The organism is Streptomyces sp. NPDC097619 (genome assembly GCF_040302735.1).
Lineage (GTDB): Bacteria > Actinomycetota > Actinomycetes > Streptomycetales > Streptomycetaceae > Streptomyces.
In genome coordinates this window covers 1-16,951 of record NZ_JBEOSD010000080.1, presented here as the reverse complement: position 1 = coordinate 16,951, position 16,951 = coordinate 1, and the positions used below count along the sequence as shown (strand labels likewise).

Below are 16,951 nucleotides of genomic sequence, written 5' to 3'. Positions count from 1 at the left end.
ATGACCAGCACCACCGAGCAGCTCAGCACGACCACGCTGCTGCGCTTCGCGACCGCCGGTTCCGTCGACGACGGCAAGTCCACCCTGGTGGGACGGCTCCTGCACGACTCCAAGTCGGTCCTGGAGGACCAGCTGGAAGCCGTGGAGCGGGTCTCCCAGGACCGCGGCCAGGAGGCCCCGGACCTGGCGCTCCTCACCGACGGCCTGCGGGCCGAGCGGGAGCAGGGCATCACCATCGACGTGGCCTACCGCTACTTCGCCACCGCCCGCCGCCGGTTCATCCTCGCCGACACCCCCGGGCACGTGCAGTACACCCGGAACATGGTGACCGGCGCCTCCACCGCCGAACTGGCCGTGGTCCTCGTCGACGCCCGCAACGGCGTGGTCGAGCAGACCCGCCGGCACGCGGCCGTGGCCGCCCTGCTGCGGGTCCCGCACGTGGTGCTCGCCGTCAACAAGATGGACCTCGTCGACTACGCCGAGCCCGTCTTCGCGAGCATCGCCGCCGAGTTCACCGAGTACGCCACCGAACTCGGCGTCCCGGAGGTCACCGCCATCCCGATCTCCGCGCTCGCCGGGGACAACGTGGTGGAACCCTCCTCCCACATGGACTGGTACGGCGGGCCCACGGTGCTGGAGCACCTGGAGACCGTCCCCGTCAGCCACGACCTCACGGCCTGCCCGGCCCGCTTCCCGGTGCAGTACGTGATCCGTCCGCAGTCCGCCGAGCACCCCGACTACCGGGGCTACGCCGGGCAGATCGCCTCCGGCGTGCTGCGCACCGGCGAGGCCGTGACGGTGCTGCCCTCCGGCCGCACCAGCGTCATCGAGGGCATCGACGCGCTGGACGGCCCCGTGGACATCGCCTGGGCCCCCCAGTCGGTGACCCTGCGCCTGAAGGACGACATCGACATCTCGCGCGGCGACCTCATCGCCCCCTCCGCGAGCGCGCCCGTCACCACGCAGGACGTGACGGCGACGGTCTGCCACGTGGCGGACCAGCCCCTGACCGTGGGCGCGCGGGTGCTGCTCAAGCACACCACCCGCACGGTCAAGGCCATCGTCAAGGAGATCCCCTCGCGGCTGACCCTCGACGACCTGTCCCAGCACCCCCAGCCGGGGCTGCTGGTGGCCAACGACATCGGCCGCGTCGTCGTCCGCACCGCCGAGCCGCTCGCGCTCGACGCGTACGCCGACTCGCGCCGCACCGGGTCCTTCCTGCTGATCGACCCGGCCGACGGCACCACCCTGGCGGCCGGCATGGCGGGTACGGCCTTCGCCGCCCGCGCCGAGGAGACCGTCCGGGACGACGAGGGGTGGGACTTCTGATCATGCCTGCCGACATCTACTCGACCTTCGCCAAGGAGGGCGGCCGCGTGGGCAGCGGCTCCCTCGGCAGCGGCCAGGGAGGGGTGGCGCGATGTGTGCGATGACGTACGCGCACCGCATGCGCGCCCACACCCCCCGCACCCCGCTCCACCCGCACCGACGAAGACGTTCACACGTCCCGGCCCCGCATCCGGACATCCGGAGGACCTGAGGCCGGGCATCCGAGAGGAAGCCCTCCCGTGCCTGCCATCCGCACCACCCGCACCACCGCGCGCCGCGGCCTCGCCGCCGCCGCCGCCCTGCCGCTCCTGATCGGTGCGCTCGCCTCGTGCGGCTACGGTTCCGACGCCGAGACCAAGACCGAGGACAAGAAGTCCAACGTCGCCGCCGACGCCAAGAAGCTCTCCACCGACAAGGTGCGCATCGGCTACTTCCCGAACCTCACCCACGCCACCGCCCTGATCGGCGTGCAGGAGGGTCTGATCCAGAAGGAGCTCGGCGGCACCAAGATCGCCGCGCAGACCTTCAACGCCGGTCCGTCCGAGATCGAGGCGCTCAACGGCGGCTCTCTGGACATCGGCTTCATCGGCCCCTCCCCGTCCATCAACGCCTACGTGAAGTCCAAGGGCCAGAACCTCCGGATCATCTCCGGTTCGGCCTCCGGCGGCGTGAAGCTGGTCGTGAACCCCGCCAAGATCAAGAGCCTGGACGAGCTCAAGGGCAAGAAGATCGCCACCCCGCAGAAGGGCAACACGCAGGACGTGGCGTTCCTCAACTGGATCTCGGAGAAGGGCTGGAAGGTCGACCCCGAGAGCGGCAAGGGCGACGTGTCCGTGGTCCGCACCGACAACAAGGTCACCCCCGACGCCTACAAGTCCGGCTCCATCGACGGCGCCTGGGTGCCCGAGCCCACCGCCTCCAAGCTGGTCTCCGAGGGCGCGAAGGTCCTCCTCGACGAGACCGAGCTGTGGCCGGACAAGAAGTTCGTGATCACCAACATCATCGTCTCGCAGAAGTTCCTCAAGGAGCACGCGGACGTGGTCGAGGCGGTGCTGCGCGGCACCGTGAAGACCAACGAGTGGATCAACGCCAACCCGGACAAGGCCAAGGCGTCCGCGAACGCGGCCCTGAAGGCGGAGACCGGCAAGGAGCTGGCCGCCAAGGTCATCGACCCGGCGTGGCCGAGCATTCAGATCACGAACGACCCGCTGGCGGCGACCCTGAAGACGCAGTCGGAGTGGGCGGTCAAGGCCCAGCTCATCAAGCAGCCCGACCTGGCCGGGATCTACGACCTGACGCTCCTCAACAAGGTGCTGAAGGCCGCCGGTCAGCCCGAGGTCTCCGACGCCGGCCTCGGCGTCAAGTAAGCACCCAGCGCCCCACGTTCCCAGGAGGTGACGACCATGGCCACCACGCTCGCCAAGGCTGCCGAAGGCACCGCCGCGGCCACCCATGCCGCCCGCATCGAGCACGTCTCGAAGTCCTTCGCCGGTCCCGCCGGAACGCAGCTCGTCCTGGACGACATCAGTCTCGATGTCGCGCCCGGCGAGTTCGTCACCATCCTGGGTGCCTCGGGGTGCGGCAAGTCCACCCTGCTCAACCTGGTCGCCGGACTCGACCGGCCGTCCGCGGGGTCCATAGAGACCCCCGGCGGCCGGCCGGCCCTGATGTTCCAGGAGCACGCCCTCTTCCCGTGGCTGACCGCGGGCAAGAACATCGAACTGGCCCTGAAGCTGCGCGGTCTGCCGAAGGCGGAGCGCCGCCCGGAGGCCGAGCGACTGCTGGAGCTCGTCCGCCTCGGCGGCTCGTACGGCAAGCGGGTCCACGAGCTGTCCGGCGGCATGCGCCAGCGGGTGGCGCTGGCGCGGGCCCTGGCCCAGGCCAGCGACCTGCTGCTGATGGACGAGCCGTTCGCCGCGCTCGACGCCATCACCCGGGACGTGCTGCACGGCGAACTGACCCGGATCTGGGAGGAGACCGACCTCTCCGTCCTGTTCGTCACCCACAACGTGCGCGAGGCCGTCCGCCTGGCCGAGCGCGTGGTCCTGCTCTCCTCCCGGCCCGGCCGGGTCGCGAAGGAGTGGACCGTGGACATCCCGCAGCCGCGCCGCATCGAGGACGCGGACGTCGCGGAGCTGTCCCTTGAGATCACCGAACACCTGCGTGGGGAGATCCGCCGCCATGGCCAGCACTGACACCGCCCCGAAGCGGGACGACCTCGCCGGGCTGGAGGCCGGGCTCGACGCGCTCGACGCCGTCGAGGTACGCCGCACCCCGGTCCGCGAGGTCCTCGTCAAGAAGGTCCTGCCGCCGCTGGTCGCCGTCGCCCTGGTCCTGGTGGTGTGGCAGGTCCTGGTCTCCGCGAAGGTCGTGGAGGAGACCAAGCTGCCCGCTCCCTCCGCGGTCTGGGGCGGCCTGACCGACATGTGGTTGCAGGGCACCCTGCTGGAGGTCGTCTGGACCTCCGTCTCCCGCGGCCTGTTCGGCTTCCTGATCGCCCTGGCCATCGGCACCCCGCTGGGTCTGCTGGTGGCGCGCGTCAAGTTCGTGCGGGCCGCGATCGGCCCCATCCTGTCCGGCCTGCAGTCCCTGCCCTCGGTGGCCTGGGTGCCCCCGGCGGTGCTCTGGTTCGGCCTGAACGACGCCATGATGTACACCGTCATCCTGCTCGGCGCGGTCCCCTCGATCGCCAACGGGCTGGTCTCCGGTGTCGACCAGGTGCCGCCGCTCTTCCTGCGGGCCGGTCGCACCCTGGGCGCCACCGGCCTCAAGGGCACCTGGCACATCGTCATGCCGGCCGCGCTGCCCGGCTACCTGGCGGGCCTGAAGCAGGGCTGGGCCTTCTCCTGGCGGTCGCTGATGGCAGCCGAGATCATCGCCTCCTCCCCCGAGCTGGGCCTCGGCCTCGGCCAGCTCCTGGAGAACGCCCGCAACAACATCGACCTGCCCGGCGTGTTCCTGTCCATCCTGCTGATCCTCGTGGTCGGCATCGCCATCGACCTGCTGATCTTCAGCCCGGTCGAGCGGTGGGTGCTGCGCAGCCGCGGCCTGCTGGTGAAGTGAGCCCGTCGTGCACCACGCGTCCCTCTCCTCCGCCCGGCTCCGGGCCGCGCTCCCCGCTCCGGCGGGGGGCTCCGGCCCGGTCCTGGTGGTCATCGCCCACGGCAGCCGGGACCCCCGGCACGCCGCGACCGTCGAGGCCCTGACCGACCGGGTCCGACTGCTGCGGCCCGGACTACGGGTGGAGACCTGCTTCCTCGACTTCAACGCCCCGACCCCGGCGCGGGTCCTGGCCCGACTGCACGCCGACGGGGTCCGCGAGGCGGTGGCCCTGCCCCTGCTGCTGACCCGGGCCTTCCACGCCAAGACGGACATCCCGGCGGTCCTCGCCGAGGCCGCGGCCCGGCTGCCCGGACTGCGGATCCGACAGGCCGGGGTGCTGGGCCCGGACCCGCTGCTGGTGTCCGCCCTCGAACGACGGCTCGCGGAGGCCGGGGTCACCCCGGCCGAGCGGGCCGAAACCGGCGTGGTCCTCGCGTCCGCCGGTTCCTCCGACCCGGAGGCGATCGCAGTGATCGCTGAAACCGCGCGGGAGTGGCGGCTCACCGGTTGGTGCGCCGTGCGTCCTGCGTTCGCCTCCGCTGTACTCCCCCGCACCGAGGACGTCGTGCGGGAACTGCGGGCCGAGGGGGTCCGGCGGATCGTCGTCGCCCCGTACGTGCTCGCCCCGGGCCGCCTGCCGGACCGGATCGCCGACGGGGCCCGGGCCGCGGGCGCCGACCTGGTGGCCGGCGTCCTCGGCCCGGCACCGGAGGTGGCCCGCCTCCTGCTCCGCCGCTACGACGCCGCCCGCCCGGCCTTCACCCGCTCGCCGGCCGCGGTGGCCTGAGCGGCTCCACGGCCCCGCCGCCGGCCGACCCTCACCCCTTCCGCGCCGCGCGCGCCACCGCCTGGTCGACCAGCTCCACCAACTCCGACACGTGCATCCCACCCGGCTCCCACCCGTTGCGGGCGAAGATGTCGGCCACCCGGCGCAGCACGTCGTTGACCGGGGTGGGCACCCCGTGGATGCGGCCGAGCAGACCGATCTCCCCGTTGAGGTAGTCCGACTCGATGGTGCCGGTGCCCCGGCGCAGGCTCTGCCAGGAGGAGCCGCCGCGCTCCTGCGGGGGCTCCACGACCTTGCCCGCGCGGGCCGCCGCCTCCTCCTCGGGACCGGTCCAGGCGATGCCCGCGGCCTCGTACGCGGCGACTCCCTCCGCGGCGGCCCGGGCCCGCAGGAGCTCCTTCGCGGGATGGGGGGCCGGACCGGTGAGGGCCTGGACCGCGTTGCCGAGGTTGCCGAGCAGCTTGGCGTACTTCCAGCGCGTCACGTCCTCGGTGACGAGCGCCTCGAACCCGGATCCGGCGAGGTCGGCGGCGATCCGGCGGGTCGTGTCGTCGACGCCGCCGGCGGCCAGGCCCAGGTGCAGCACCCCGGTGTGGGGGGCGCAGAGCGCGGAGACGGTGCCCGGTTCGAGGTGGGTCGCGGGCAGCCAGACGCACATGCCGTGGACGCGGTCGAAGCGGCGGAGCGCGAGGCGTTCGCCCTCGACGCCGTTCTGCGCGCAGACCACCGGCAGGCGCTGCTCGGCGGTGCCGCCGCCGCGCACCTCCGCCACGCCCCAGGTGTCGAGGGCGGCGATCGCGTCCTGCGTCTTCACGGTGAGCAGGAGGACGTCGTCGGGCCGGAGTTCACCGAGCTCCTCGGGGCGCTCTGCCACGGGGAGGCGGTGGGTGCGGGTGCCGTCGGCGGTGGTGAGGCGCAGGCCGTCGGCGCGGAGGGCCCGGGCGTGCTCCCCCCGGGCGACGAGGACGCTGTCGTGTCCGTGTTCCGCGAGGCGGCCGCCGAGGGTGGCGCCCACGGCGCCCGCTCCGATGATGATGTAGCGCATCCCCCGAGCCTGGCACACCGGGCGGTTGCGGGCCGGTGCGGGGTGCGGAGGCCGGCGGTCCGCCGGTGGGTCAGGCGTCCTCGGAGGTCAGCTCCACGAGTTTGACCACGGTGTTCCAGTTCCGGGTGGTGGCGGTGTTGCCCTTGACGAGCGCGGGACGGGACAGGGCCTCGGCGAGCTTGGAGCGGCCGAGCCCGTCGGGCACGTACAGGTAGAGGACCCGGTCCCCGACGGCGTAGGACTCGGGGGCGAAGGCGGCGGCGTCCACCGAGGTCAGGCGGTCGTCGGGCTGTTCGGCGAGGAAGACGGCGTGCAGCTGCCTGCCCTCCAGCTCGGCGGCCGGGTACGGGCAGTCGGCGGCGACGGCCGCCAGCCGGTCGGCGTCGAGCACCAGGCAGGGCACGGGGAAGCCGAAGTGCGCCTCGATCGCCCGCTCCAGGGCGCGGGCGAGGGCTTCGGGGTCGGTGGCGGTGCTGCGGAAGACGGCGTTGCCGCTCTGGAGGTAGGTCCGCACGTCCTGGTGACCGAGCCCCTCCAGCACGGTGCGGAGCTCGGCCATCGGGACCTTCTTGTTCCCGCCGACGTTGATCCCGCGGAGCAGGGCGGCGTAGCTGCGGGGGCGGCCGGTGTCGGATCGTGGCGTCATGACGGCACCTTAGGGCGTGCCTTCCGGATCTCGCCTGGCCCGCGACGCCTGGCACCGCACCTCGCGGCGTTGCCGAAAAGCCCACTTACGTCCAGTAGGCGGGCTTCCCGGCGCCTTGCGAGGCACGGCACCAGACGCCGCAGGCCTGACCGGCGAAATCCGGAAGGCACGCCCTTAGGTCGCGTCTACGACAGTTCGGCCTCGATGAGGTCGGCGGCTCGGCGGGTGCCGCCTTCGAGGGCGGCCTCGCGGCGGACGGCCTCGGCGCGTTCGGCGACCCGGGGGTCGGTGAGGAGGGCGTCGGCGGCCTCGCGGAGGGCGGCGGCGTCGAGGGTGTCCTTGTCGAGGCGGCGGGCGACGCCGAGGGAGACCAGCATGTCGGCGTTGCCGAACTGGTCGGTGGCCAGGGGCACGGCGATCATCGGGGTGGCGGTGGCGAGTCCTTCCTGGCTGCCGCCGGCTCCGGCGTGGGTGACGAAGAGATCGGCCTTGCGGAGGACGGCGAGCTGCGGCACCCAGGAGTGGACCTCGACCCCGGCCGGGATCTCGCCGAGCTCGGCGGGGTCGGTGTGCTTCCCGATCTGGAGGACGAGGCGGACGCCGGGGCGGCCACCGAACGCCTCGACGCAGGTGCGGTAGAAGGCGGGCTCCTTGGTGAGGGCGGAGCCGAGGGAGACGAGGACGACGGTCTCGGCGTCCTCGGGGCGGTCCCAGTCGCCCTGGTCGGCGCGGTCGCCCTGGCAGGCCCCGACGAAGCTGTGCACGGTCTCGTCCACCCGGTCGGCGCAGGGCTGGAGGGCGCGGGGGATGAGGACGAGGCTGCGGGCGGGACGGCCGACGAAGGCGTCGGGGTCGGTGGCGATGCCGTTCTCGTCGAGCCAGGCGGCGAAGTCGGCGTAGTAGGCGCGGCCGCGTGCGGTGGCCTTCATGGGGGCGGTCATCGGCTCGCCCACCTCCTCCTCGTACCCCTCCCAGGCGACGAGGTTCGGGGAGAGGGAGACGGCGGGGACGCCCCAGCGGCGGGCGAGGACGCGGGCCGGGTAGGAGGTGATGTCGTGGAGGACCAGGTCGGGTTCGTCCCCCTCGAAGGCCGCGGCGAGTCGGGGCAGGGCCTGGACGGCGTCGTCGAGGAAGGGCCGGACCCAGTCGATCATCTCGGTGCCCCAGGCGTCCGGGTCCTCGTCGGTCGGGAGGGTGGAGGTGTAGGGGACGGGACGGGCGCCGGTGGCGGCGACCTTGTCCGCGAAGGACGGCGGGATGGCGTAGCTGACGCGGTGCCCCCGGGCGACGAGCTCGCGGATCACTTCGAGGCTGGGGTTCACGTGGCCGTGGGCGGCGATGGAGAACATGGCGATGTGGGCGGGCTTGGCGGAGGTCATGTCCACGACCCTAACGAGACGCAGCGTCTCGCGCAAGACGGAACGTCTCGACTCGCCGATTTCCGGCCGGCCCCACGGACCCGGTCACGGGGTGCGAAACTGGCCCCGTGCCGTCGGGCGACAGGGCTCCGGCGCAGGTCACGGGGACGGACGAGGGCGGGCATGGACGAGACGCGGGCACGGTCGGTACTGGCCCGGGCGGGCCTCGGCGGGCCGGGAGCGGCCGCCGCGGAGCTGCTGAGCTTCGGGGAGAACGCCGTCTTCGCGGCCGGCGGGCTCGTGTTCAAGGTCGGCCGGGACCCGGAGCTCTCGGCCCGGGCGGTACGCGAACTGGCCGTCGCGGAGTGGCTGGAAGGGATCGGGATCGCGGCGGTCCGCGCCGCGGAGCCGGCGCCACGCCTGGTGGACGGGCATCCGGTGACGGTCTGGCACCGGCTGCCCCCGGCGGTCCGCCCGACCGGGCCCGCCGACCTGGCCCACCTCCTGAGGGCGGTGCACGCACTGCCGGCCCCGCCCTTCGACCTGCCCCCGCGGGACCTCCTCGGCGGGGTCGAACGGTGGCTGCGGCTGGCCGGTGACGCGGTGGATCCGGCGGACGCCGCCTACCTCCGGCTCCGACGCGACTCCTTCGCCGCCGACGCGGCGGCCCTCACCCCGCGGCTGACCCCCGGGCCCGTGCACGGGGACGCGCTGCCGCGCAACGTGCACGTGGGCCCCGACGGGCCGGTCCTGGTCGACCTGGAGACCTTCGCCTCCGACCTGCGCGAGCACGACCTGGTGGTGATGGACCTCTCCCGGGACCGGTACGGGATGCCCGCCGAGCAGTACGACGCCTTCACCGGGGCCTACGGCTGGGACGTCCGGGAGTGGGAGGGCGCGCGGGTGCTGCGCGGAGCCCGCGAGACGGCGAGCTGTGCGTGGGTGGCCCAGCACGCGGGGGTGAACCCCGCGGCCGCAGTGGAGTTCCGGCGCCGCGTGGACTCCCTCCGGGAGAACCGCCCGGACGTCCGCTGGCACCCCTTCTGATCCCGTGCCGGCCGCGGCGGGCCGGGACCGCGTCGGCGCGGTCGGGGCACGGGGCCGGAGGTCCGCCCGCCTCCCGCCCCCACGTGGGGCTCAGCCGTTCGCCGGCGCCAGGGCCCGGAGCGGCCAGGCCGGGTCGATGGCCGCGTCGGGGGTGCCCTGGCGGCGCAGGTACTCCTCGAAGCCGCGGGCCCAGTGCGCGTACCAGCCCACCTGACGCTCGTGCAGTTCCCGGGCGCCGAGCCCGGCGACCCGGTCGTGCCGGGCGGCTATCGCCCGGGCCACGCCGACGGCGGCCAGGGCGTCGGCCCCCGCGTCGTGCGCGGCGGACAGCTCGACCCCGTACTCGGCGCAGGCCGCCTCCAGGGTCCGCTTGCCCCGCCGGTACCGGTCCACGGCCCGGTCGATGGTGAGCGGGTCGACCACGGGCCCGGTCTCCTCCCCGGCCAGTCCGGCCCGCTCCCCCAGCGGGGCCAGTCCGTGCCGGTGCAGTTCCGCGGCGAGCAGGGTCAGGTCGAAGGAGGCGTTGTACGCCACCACCGGGATGCCCCGGGACCACAGCCCGGCCAGGGCCCGCGCCACCTCCTCCGCCACCTCCGCCGCGGGGCGGCCCTCGGCGGCGGCCCGCTCGGTGCTGATGCCGTGGATGGCGGTGGCCTGCGCCGGGATGGCGATCCCCGGATCGCACAGCCACAGCGAGCGCCGCAGCACCTCACCGTCGGGTGCGACCTCCACCACCGCGGCCGTGACGATCCGCGCTTCCCTCGGCTCCGTCCCCGTGGTCTCCAGGTCGAACCCGGCCAGCACACCCCCGTGCCACTCCCCCACTGCGTCCCTCCCAAAAGTTCCTCCGGCGTCTTCTCCCGCCGCCCGGTCAGGTCATCAGACTGCCACGGGCCACTGACAGGCCCGTGACCGGGAGGGACGCGGCGAGGGGGTGCGGTGGCGGGGCGGGGTCAGGAGACGGGCCGGGAGTCCTGCCAGACCGACTCGAACTCCTCGCGGTAGGTGGTGAAGAGGCCGTGGTCGGCGTCCTTGGGAACGCCCCGGCCGCCGCCCCGGAGCACGAGCACCGGGGCCTCCATGCCGCGGGCCCGCCGCAGGTAGGACTGCACGACCGCGATGCCGTTCCCGGGGGATTCGCCGTCCACCAGGTAGGCCGTGAAGCGGGGGGTCTCGTCGAAGACGTGGATGGCGAAGGCGGTCGGGTCGGCGAGCCGGGTGCGGACCCGGCGCACGTGGAGGATGTTCATCTCCACGGACCGGCTCAGCTCGCCCTTGCGCAGGCCCAGTTCGCGTTCCCGTCGTTTGACGGCGCTGCTGGCCGGGTTGAGGAAGAGCAGCCGGACCCGGCAGCCGGCCTCGGCGAGGCGCACCAGGCGCCGCCCCGAGTAGTTCTGCACGAGCAGGTTGAGTCCTATGCCGATGGCGTCGAGCCGTCGGGCCCCGCCGAAGAGGTCCTCGGCGGGCAGCTGCCGCTGGAGGCGGACCCGGTCCGGGTGGACGGACACCACGTCGGCGTAGCGGTCGCCGACCAGGTCCTCGACGGCGTCGATGGGGAGCCGTTCGGCGGCCGGGCCGCCCGCGCCGCCGCCGAGCACGTCCAGCAGGCGGGCCGAGGCCCGCTCCGCCTGGGCGAGGACGGCCTGGGACAGGGCCCGGTTGCGGGAGACCACGTTGCGGGTGACCTCCAGCTCGTCGAGGGCCAGCTCCACCTCGCGCCGGTCGTCGAAGTACGGCTCGAAGCAGGGCCAGTGCTGGACCATCAGCTCCCGCAGCTGCGGGAGGGTGAGGAAGCTGAGGACGTTGTCGTCGGCGGGGTCGAGCAGGTAGCCCTTGCGGCGGCTGACCTCGCGGACCGCCACGGCCCGCTGCACCCACTCCTGCCCGGCGGGTCCGGCCGCGGCCACCACCCAGTCGTCCTGCCCGTGCACCGGCTCGTAGATGGGGCGCAGTACGGCACCGACCACGGCGCGGAGCCGCTGTTCGATGAGGTTCAGCCAGATGTAGGCGCGTCCGGCCCGCTGGGCGCGGGTGCGGACCTCGGTCCAGGCGTCCGCGCTCCAGTCCAGTTCGGCTCCCGCGCCCCCCGCACCGGTGGCCGGCGGGTGCGCCAGGGACACCGTCCCCGTCGCGCCGTCCGCCGTACTGCCCTCGTGACCGCCGTCACCTGGGGGCAGTTCCAGCCCTCCCGAGCTCACCCGTGCACCGCCTCCGCCTCCGGACCCTGCTCCAGTGATCAAGGAAGGGTACTCCGGGGACGGGAGGCGGTGCAGCCGGATGGCCGGTTGGTTCGCCAACTCTCTTAGTTGGGGCGCCCGTTCTGACCGGCGAGGGCGGGCGGAGTGAGCGGATTCATAGCGGTGACGTCACGCGGGCTGAGCTGGAAGCCCTGCCAGTGCACCGGCATGGGCTGCTGGTCCTCGTCGCGGGCCACGTGGTGGAAGCCGATGTTGACCCACGCGATGGGGTGCTTGAGCGTCTCGCCGTTGACCCATCCGTCCACGTGCTTCGCGGCCGTCGGGCCGCAGTTGCGGAGGTTGTGGGTGGCGAACTGCTCGCAGGCCTTGTACTCGGTGAAGTACACGTCGTGCTGGGTGTAGGAGCGGCCGGGGTACTTGGCGGTGGCCCCGGGCACGATCTCGTAGCTGCGCGGGTGGCCGTCCTTGTTCTTGCCCTCGGCGCTGACCATCCGCCACCAGCGCATGCCCTCGATGTCGCCCGCGAGCTCCTTGGTGATCCGGGTGCGGGTGGTGGCGGTCTTCGGGGTGGAGCCGTCGGGGCTCGGGGTGGTGACGGAGTCGTACTGCTCGACGGTGCCGTTGGGGTTGCCGTCGAGGGCGAAGTTGAGCCGCCAGAAGACGTTGTGGCTGTGGCTGGTGGCGTACGCCTTGGCGCCCTTGCCGATGGGCCAGCCGCGGTCGTCGCCGGCGTCGTAGTCGCCCGGGGAGAGCGAGCCGGTGGCCCCGACGTTGGCGTTGATCATGCCGTCGGCCTGGAAGCGCCACTCGGTGATGTACTCGTACCAGCCGACCTTGTTCACCGTGTAGACGAGCAGGTCCTTGCCCTGCTCCTGCCAGACCTGGCCCGGGTTGTCGCCGGCGAGCCGGTAGGCGTGGCCGCGGGCGCGGGTGGTGGTGCACAGGCCCTTGACCTCGGTCTGGGTCTGGTCCCAGGCGTTGGTGACCTTGACGGTCTTGATGGTGCCGCCGGGGCACTCGGCAGCGGCCATCTGCTGGAGGCCCGAGCCGAAGCCCGCTCCGGTGAGGTCGTCGTACTCGGCCTTGCCGTCGTCGTAGGGGACGTGGATCTGGCCGAGCTTGGCGGAGGTCAGCACGTGGATGGGGGCGGGCTCGCCCTTGGGCTGGTAGGAGACGTTGTCGAGGACCAGCCCGGCCTCGCTCTCGTACCGCCAGCACATGCGCCAGGTGGTGCCGCCGGTGAGGGTCTGTTCGATGCGGTACGCCTCGCTGCAGGTGGGCGCGGGCGCGGCGGGGGCCTTGGCCGCGCGGGGCGCCGGGGCCGCCGTGGAGGGTCCGGCGGCCGCGGTGGCGCCGCCGAGGAGGGCCGAGACGGCCAGGGCCACGGCCGCCTTGCGGCGGGCTCCGTGGAAGGGGTTCTTCACGAGCATGGGGTCGGGACTCCTGTGGCAGGAAGGGCAGACGATCCGGGGTCCGGGGAGGGCGCGGGTCGGTCGGTGCGCGGTGGTGCGGCGGTGCGGTGCGGCGGGCGGCCGGGGCCGTCCGGTCGCGGGCCGGTGGTCGGGGTCAGACGCGGTGCACGGTGCGGGTGCTGAGGTTGACCACCAGCGAGCGGACGTCGATCCACGGGCCGTTCTTCACCTTCAGGAACAGTCGGGCGCAGCGTTCGCGACCGCATTCCTTGACGGCGCGGGGGCCCGGGTTCTCGGAGTCGACCCGGTAGATGAGGGCGTTCTTCAGGGACAGCTGCTCCGGCCCGGTCAGGGCCTTGCCGGTGGCGTCGCGGTAGTCCTTGCGCAGGCCCTCGCCCTGCGGGGCGGCGATGATCAGCTTGACCGCCTGTACGGCCTCCTCGCGCGCGATGGGGGGCTGGACCCCCCGCTGCACGTCGGTGGACTCGACCTTGCCGGTGTCGAGGTTGACGAGCGAGGTGCGCAGGGCGTTCGTCTTGTAGTCGTACGAGGTGACCTGGGCGCGGCGCGGCGCGCCCGGCTTGCCGGCCTCTTCGGGGCGGAGCTCGGCGAGATCGGTGGTGAGCCATTGGGGCCCCTGGCCGCCGCGGGAGTCCACGGCGGACTTGGCGGCGGGGCCGGCGGCCAGGGCGCGGACCCGGGCCAGCTCGGCGTCGGTGAGCGGGTCGCGGCCGAAGCCCTTGGCCCGTTCGGCGGGCGCGGCCTCGATCCGGGCGGGCTTCAGGCCGGGCTGGACGCCCTGTCCGGCGGCGTCCGCGCTCCCGTCGCCGGCGGTGCCGGTGGTGCCGCCGGCCGCGACGCCGCGGGCGGCGGTCCCGTCACCCGCGGCGCCGGCCTGGCCGGGCAGCGTGACGCCGATCATCACGGCCGTTCCGGTGACGGCGATGGCCGCGCCCGCCAGCAGCTTTCCCATGTGGCGGCGTACTGTTATGGGCACATTTCCCCCTTACATGCATACCTGGTATGCGTGGTCACCCGGTAGGACGGTCCCAAGTCCCTGCGGGTTGCCCTCCTTTCGGGGAAGATCTGGCGGAGGAAAAGGACCCAGATGCCGGATCGGAAGCGGAAGAGTCACTTTTATGCAGGTCTGGCCGGGACAGGCTTATCCCTTGGGCGCCACCTATGACGGCGCCGGTACGAATTTCGCGGTCTACTCCGAGGCCGCACGACGGATCGAACTGTGTCTGCTCCACGAGGACGGTTCGGAGACGGCGGTGGAGCTGCGCGAGACGGACGCCTTCGTGCGGCACGCCTACCTGCCCGGGGTGATGCCCGGGCAGCGGTACGGGTTCCGGGTGCACGGCCCGCACGCCCCGGAGCGCGGACAGCGCTGCAACCGGGCGAAGCTGCTGCTGGACCCGTACGCGCGGGCCGTCAGCGGTTCCGTGGCCTGGGGCGAGGAGGTGTACGGCTACCACTTCGGGAAGCCGGACTCCCGCAACGACCTCGACTCGGCGCGGCACACCATGAGCTCGGTGGTGGTGAACCCGTACTTCGACTGGGCGGACGACCGTCCGCCGAGGACGGCGTACCACCACACGGTGCTGTACGAGGCGCACGTCAAGGGGCTGACGATGCGCCATCCGGAGCTGCCGGAGGAGCTGCGCGGCACCTACGCGGCGCTGGCCCATCCGGCGGTGATCGGTCATCTGACGGAACTGGGGGTGACGGCGCTGGAGCTGATGCCGGTGCACCAGTTCGTCCACGACCACCGGTTGGTGGACGACGGCCTCAGCAACTACTGGGGCTACAACACCATCGGCTTCTTCGCCCCGCACAACGGCTACGCCTCCGGGGACCGGGGCGAGCAGGTGCTGGAGTTCAAGTCGGCGGTGCGGGCCCTGCACCAGGCGGGCATCGAGGTGATCCTCGACGTGGTCTACAACCACACCGCGGAGGGCAACCACCTCGGTCCGACCCTCTCCTTCCGGGGCCTGGACAACGCCTCGTACTACCGGCTGGGCGAGGACCCGCGCTACTACACCGACACCACGGGCACCGGGAACTCGCTGCTGATGCGGTCCCCGCACGTTCTCCAGCTGATCATGGACTCGCTGCGGTACTGGGTCACGGAGATGCACGTGGACGGGTTCCGCTTCGACCTGGCGGCCACCCTGGCCCGACAGTTCCACGAGGTGGACCGGCTCAGCTCCTTCTTCGACCTGGTGCAGCAGGATCCGGTGGTCAGCCAGGTCAAGCTGATCGCGGAGCCCTGGGACCTGGGCGAGGGCGGCTACCAGGTGGGGAACTTCCCGCCGCTGTGGACCGAGTGGAACGGCAAGTACCGCGACACCGTCCGGGACCTGTGGCGGGGTCGGCCGCGGACCCTCGCGGAGTTCGCGGGGCGGCTCACCGGCTCCTCGGACCTCTACCAGGACGACGGCCGGCGCCCACTGGCCTCGATCAACTTCACCACCTGCCACGACGGCTTCACGCTGCACGACCTGGTGTCGTACGACGAGAAGCACAACGAGGCGAACCGGGAGGGCAACCGGGACGGCGAGTCCCACAACCGTTCCTGGAACTGCGGGGCGGAGGGCCCCACCTCCGACCCGGAGGTGCTGGAGCTCCGGGAACGGCAGATGCGGAACTTCACGGCCACGCTGATGCTGTCCCAGGGCGTGCCGATGCTCAGCCACGGCGACGAGTTCGCCCGCACCCAGGGCGGCAACAACAACGCCTACTGCCAGGACAACGAGGTCTCCTGGGTGGCCTGGCCGGAGCCGGGCAAGCCGCCGCCGGGACTGCTGGAGTTCACCCGGCGGATGGTGTGGCTGCGGCGCCGGCACCCGGTGTTCCGGCGCCGCCGGTTCTTCCACGGGCGGCCCGTGGAGGGCACGCACGACGAGCTCTCGGACATCGCCTGGTTCACCCCGCAGGGCGAGGAGATGCGCGCCCGGGACTGGCAGTCCCAGCACGCGCGGGCGCTGACCGTCTTCCTCAACGGCGAGGCCATCTCGGAGCCGGGGCCGCGCGGCGAGCGGATCACCGACGACTCCTTCCTGCTGATGTTCAACACCGGTCCGGAACCCGTGCCGTTCACGGTGCCCCCGGAGCACGGCAGGCAGTGGGAGATCGTCGTGGACACCGCCCGCCGGGAGCAGCCGGCCCCCGGCAGCGGCGCCCGGGTGGCGGCCGGTGACCGGATCGCGCTGACCGGCCGGAGCCTGATGGTCCTGCAACGACCGGCGTAGGGGCCGCCGCACCGGGACCCGTACGGAGCCGGCCCGGACGGGCCGGGGCCGTCCGGGCCCCGGCCGCTCGGCGAAGACCCGCACACAACGGGGCCGCACTCCCCCGGGCCGGTCACCGGCGGCCCGTCAGGAGCGGCGGGCCCTCAGGAGCGGCGGGCCGGGGTGCCGGTCGGCACCGGCACCCCGGGTCCGGCCTCCGGTACGGGCTCCGGTGCCGGCCCGGCCGCGTCCGGGCGGCCCTCCGGCACCCGGGTGACCAGGGCCAGCAGCAGGGCCAGGGCGGCCGCCACCACCGCCGGCGCGAACGCCCCCGCCGGGCCGTACCACTCGGCCAGCCGCCCCGACAGCGCCAGCGCCGGCGCCTGACCGGCCACGAGCGAACTCGCCGCGAAGGCCATGGCCTCCGCGAGCCGGTCCGCCGGCACCGCCCGCTCGGTCAGCGCGAACACCGTGATCAGGTGCGGGGCGCAGGCCACCCCGAGGACGGTCATCACCGCGTACAGCCCCCACAGGCCGTCCACGAACAGCAGCGGCACCGACAGCACCAGCGAGGCGGCGGTGGCCGCGCGCCAGCGCGCGCCCAACCCGATCCGGTCGGGCAGCGCCCCCAGGGCCAGCCCGGCCACCGCGCTGACCACCCCCATCGCCGCGTACACCAGCCCCGCCTGACCGGGCACCCCCAGCCGATCGGTGAGCGCGGCGATCCCCGCCTGACAGGCGCCGAAGGCGACGCCCTGCAGCGCCAGCGAGCCGCGCAGGGCGCCGAGCAGGGC

15 protein-coding genes are annotated in these 16,951 nt (G+C 73.3%); 7 read left to right on the top strand and 8 right to left on the bottom strand.

Annotated features, from left to right (window positions below; translation table 11 throughout):
* From ABTZ17_RS21710 to ABTZ17_RS21690, 5 genes are all read left to right on the top strand, one after another.
* Positions 1–1,329: a sulfate adenylyltransferase subunit 1 gene (locus ABTZ17_RS21710; protein WP_352197318.1), complete on the top strand. Its 1,329-nt coding sequence runs from the start codon at positions 1–3 to the stop codon at positions 1,327–1,329.
* A 239-nt stretch (positions 1,330–1,568) separates the two neighbouring features.
* Positions 1,569–2,696: an aliphatic sulfonate ABC transporter substrate-binding protein gene (locus ABTZ17_RS21705; protein ID WP_502994781.1), complete on the top strand. Its 1,128-nt coding sequence runs from the start codon at positions 1,569–1,571 to the stop codon at positions 2,694–2,696.
* A gap of 36 nt (positions 2,697–2,732) precedes the next feature.
* The gene (locus tag ABTZ17_RS21700) at positions 2,733–3,524 is read left to right on the top strand and encodes an ABC transporter ATP-binding protein (RefSeq protein ID WP_352197317.1); all 792 of its coding nucleotides are present in this window, start codon (positions 2,733–2,735) and stop codon (positions 3,522–3,524) included.
* Entirely contained in the window at positions 3,511–4,392 is an 882-nt protein-coding gene (locus ABTZ17_RS21695) for an ABC transporter permease (protein WP_352197316.1), read from the top strand. Before ABTZ17_RS21700 ends, ABTZ17_RS21695 begins: the two co-directional genes overlap by 14 nt.
* An 82-nt stretch (positions 4,393–4,474) precedes the next feature.
* Positions 4,475–5,218, top strand: a complete 744-nt coding sequence (locus ABTZ17_RS21690; protein WP_352197332.1) for a sirohydrochlorin chelatase — start codon at positions 4,475–4,477, stop codon at positions 5,216–5,218.
* 31 nt (positions 5,219–5,249) lie between these two features.
* Here ABTZ17_RS21690 and ABTZ17_RS21685 read toward each other — a convergent pair whose 3' ends face one another.
* From ABTZ17_RS21685 to mgt, 3 genes are all read right to left on the bottom strand, one after another.
* Positions 5,250–6,263 carry a ketopantoate reductase family protein gene (locus ABTZ17_RS21685; protein ID WP_352197315.1) on the bottom strand — a complete coding sequence of 338 codons (1,014 nt, stop codon included), beginning with the start codon at positions 6,261–6,263 and terminating at the stop codon, positions 5,250–5,252.
* Between the two features lie 70 nt (positions 6,264–6,333).
* Positions 6,334–6,909, bottom strand: a complete 576-nt coding sequence (locus ABTZ17_RS21680; RefSeq protein WP_352197314.1) for a DUF1697 domain-containing protein — start codon at positions 6,907–6,909, stop codon at positions 6,334–6,336.
* 185 nt (positions 6,910–7,094) lie between these two features.
* On the bottom strand, positions 7,095–8,288 hold the full coding sequence (gene mgt / locus ABTZ17_RS21675) for a macrolide-inactivating glycosyltransferase (RefSeq protein ID WP_352197313.1): 1,194 nt from the start codon (positions 8,286–8,288) through the stop codon (positions 7,095–7,097).
* Between the two features lie 162 nt (positions 8,289–8,450).
* Between mgt and ABTZ17_RS21670 the strand changes: the two genes are divergently transcribed.
* Positions 8,451–9,314: a phosphotransferase gene (locus ABTZ17_RS21670; protein ID WP_352197312.1), complete on the top strand. Its 864-nt coding sequence runs from the start codon at positions 8,451–8,453 to the stop codon at positions 9,312–9,314.
* A gap of 90 nt (positions 9,315–9,404) precedes the next feature.
* Here the strand turns inward: ABTZ17_RS21670 and ABTZ17_RS21665 are convergent, their stop codons facing one another.
* The 4 genes from ABTZ17_RS21665 to ABTZ17_RS21650 form a co-directional block, all read right to left on the bottom strand.
* The gene (locus ABTZ17_RS21665) at positions 9,405–10,139 is read right to left on the bottom strand and encodes a 3'-5' exonuclease (RefSeq protein ID WP_352197311.1); all 735 of its coding nucleotides are present in this window, start codon (positions 10,137–10,139) and stop codon (positions 9,405–9,407) included.
* 128 nt (positions 10,140–10,267) lie between these two features.
* Complete coding sequence (locus ABTZ17_RS21660; protein ID WP_352197310.1) at positions 10,268–11,512, bottom strand: DUF5919 domain-containing protein; 1,245 nt, start codon at positions 11,510–11,512, stop codon at positions 10,268–10,270.
* Positions 11,513–11,616: 104 nt separating this feature from the next.
* Positions 11,617–12,942 carry a copper amine oxidase gene (locus ABTZ17_RS21655; protein ID WP_352197309.1) on the bottom strand — a complete coding sequence of 442 codons (1,326 nt, stop codon included), beginning with the start codon at positions 12,940–12,942 and terminating at the stop codon, positions 11,617–11,619.
* 136 nt (positions 12,943–13,078) lie between these two features.
* Entirely contained in the window at positions 13,079–13,921 is an 843-nt protein-coding gene (locus ABTZ17_RS21650) for a Tat pathway signal sequence domain protein (protein ID WP_352197308.1), read from the bottom strand.
* A gap of 142 nt (positions 13,922–14,063) precedes the next feature.
* Between ABTZ17_RS21650 and glgX the strand changes: the two genes are divergently transcribed.
* The gene (glgX, locus tag ABTZ17_RS21645) at positions 14,064–16,178 is read left to right on the top strand and encodes a glycogen debranching protein GlgX (RefSeq protein WP_352197307.1); all 2,115 of its coding nucleotides are present in this window, start codon (positions 14,064–14,066) and stop codon (positions 16,176–16,178) included.
* A gap of 143 nt (positions 16,179–16,321) precedes the next feature.
* Here the strand turns inward: glgX and ABTZ17_RS21640 are convergent.
* A partial coding sequence (locus ABTZ17_RS21640; RefSeq protein ID WP_352197306.1) for an MFS transporter occupies positions 16,322–16,951 on the bottom strand: 630 nt, incomplete at its 5' end.

Bases quoted from the DNA above. Each gene is read 5' to 3' on its own strand.
- ABTZ17_RS21700 (WP_352197317.1), top strand. From the start codon at position 2,733: ATGGCCACCACGCTCGCCAAGGCTGCCGAAGGCACCGCCGCGGCCACC.
- ABTZ17_RS21670 (WP_352197312.1), top strand. From the start codon at position 8,451: ATGGACGAGACGCGGGCACGGTCGGTACTGGCCCGGGCGGGCCTCGGC.
- ABTZ17_RS21710 (WP_352197318.1), top strand. From the start codon at position 1: ATGACCAGCACCACCGAGCAGCTCAGCACGACCACGCTGCTGCGCTTC.
- ABTZ17_RS21695 (WP_352197316.1), top strand. From the start codon at position 3,511: ATGGCCAGCACTGACACCGCCCCGAAGCGGGACGACCTCGCCGGGCTG.
- ABTZ17_RS21685 (WP_352197315.1), bottom strand. From the start codon at position 6,263: ATGCGCTACATCATCATCGGAGCGGGCGCCGTGGGCGCCACCCTCGGC.
- mgt (WP_352197313.1), bottom strand. From the start codon at position 8,288: ATGACCTCCGCCAAGCCCGCCCACATCGCCATGTTCTCCATCGCCGCC.
- ABTZ17_RS21680 (WP_352197314.1), bottom strand. From the start codon at position 6,909: ATGACGCCACGATCCGACACCGGCCGCCCCCGCAGCTACGCCGCCCTG.
- ABTZ17_RS21655 (WP_352197309.1), bottom strand. From the start codon at position 12,942: ATGCTCGTGAAGAACCCCTTCCACGGAGCCCGCCGCAAGGCGGCCGTG.
- glgX (WP_352197307.1), top strand. From the start codon at position 14,064: ATGCAGGTCTGGCCGGGACAGGCTTATCCCTTGGGCGCCACCTATGAC.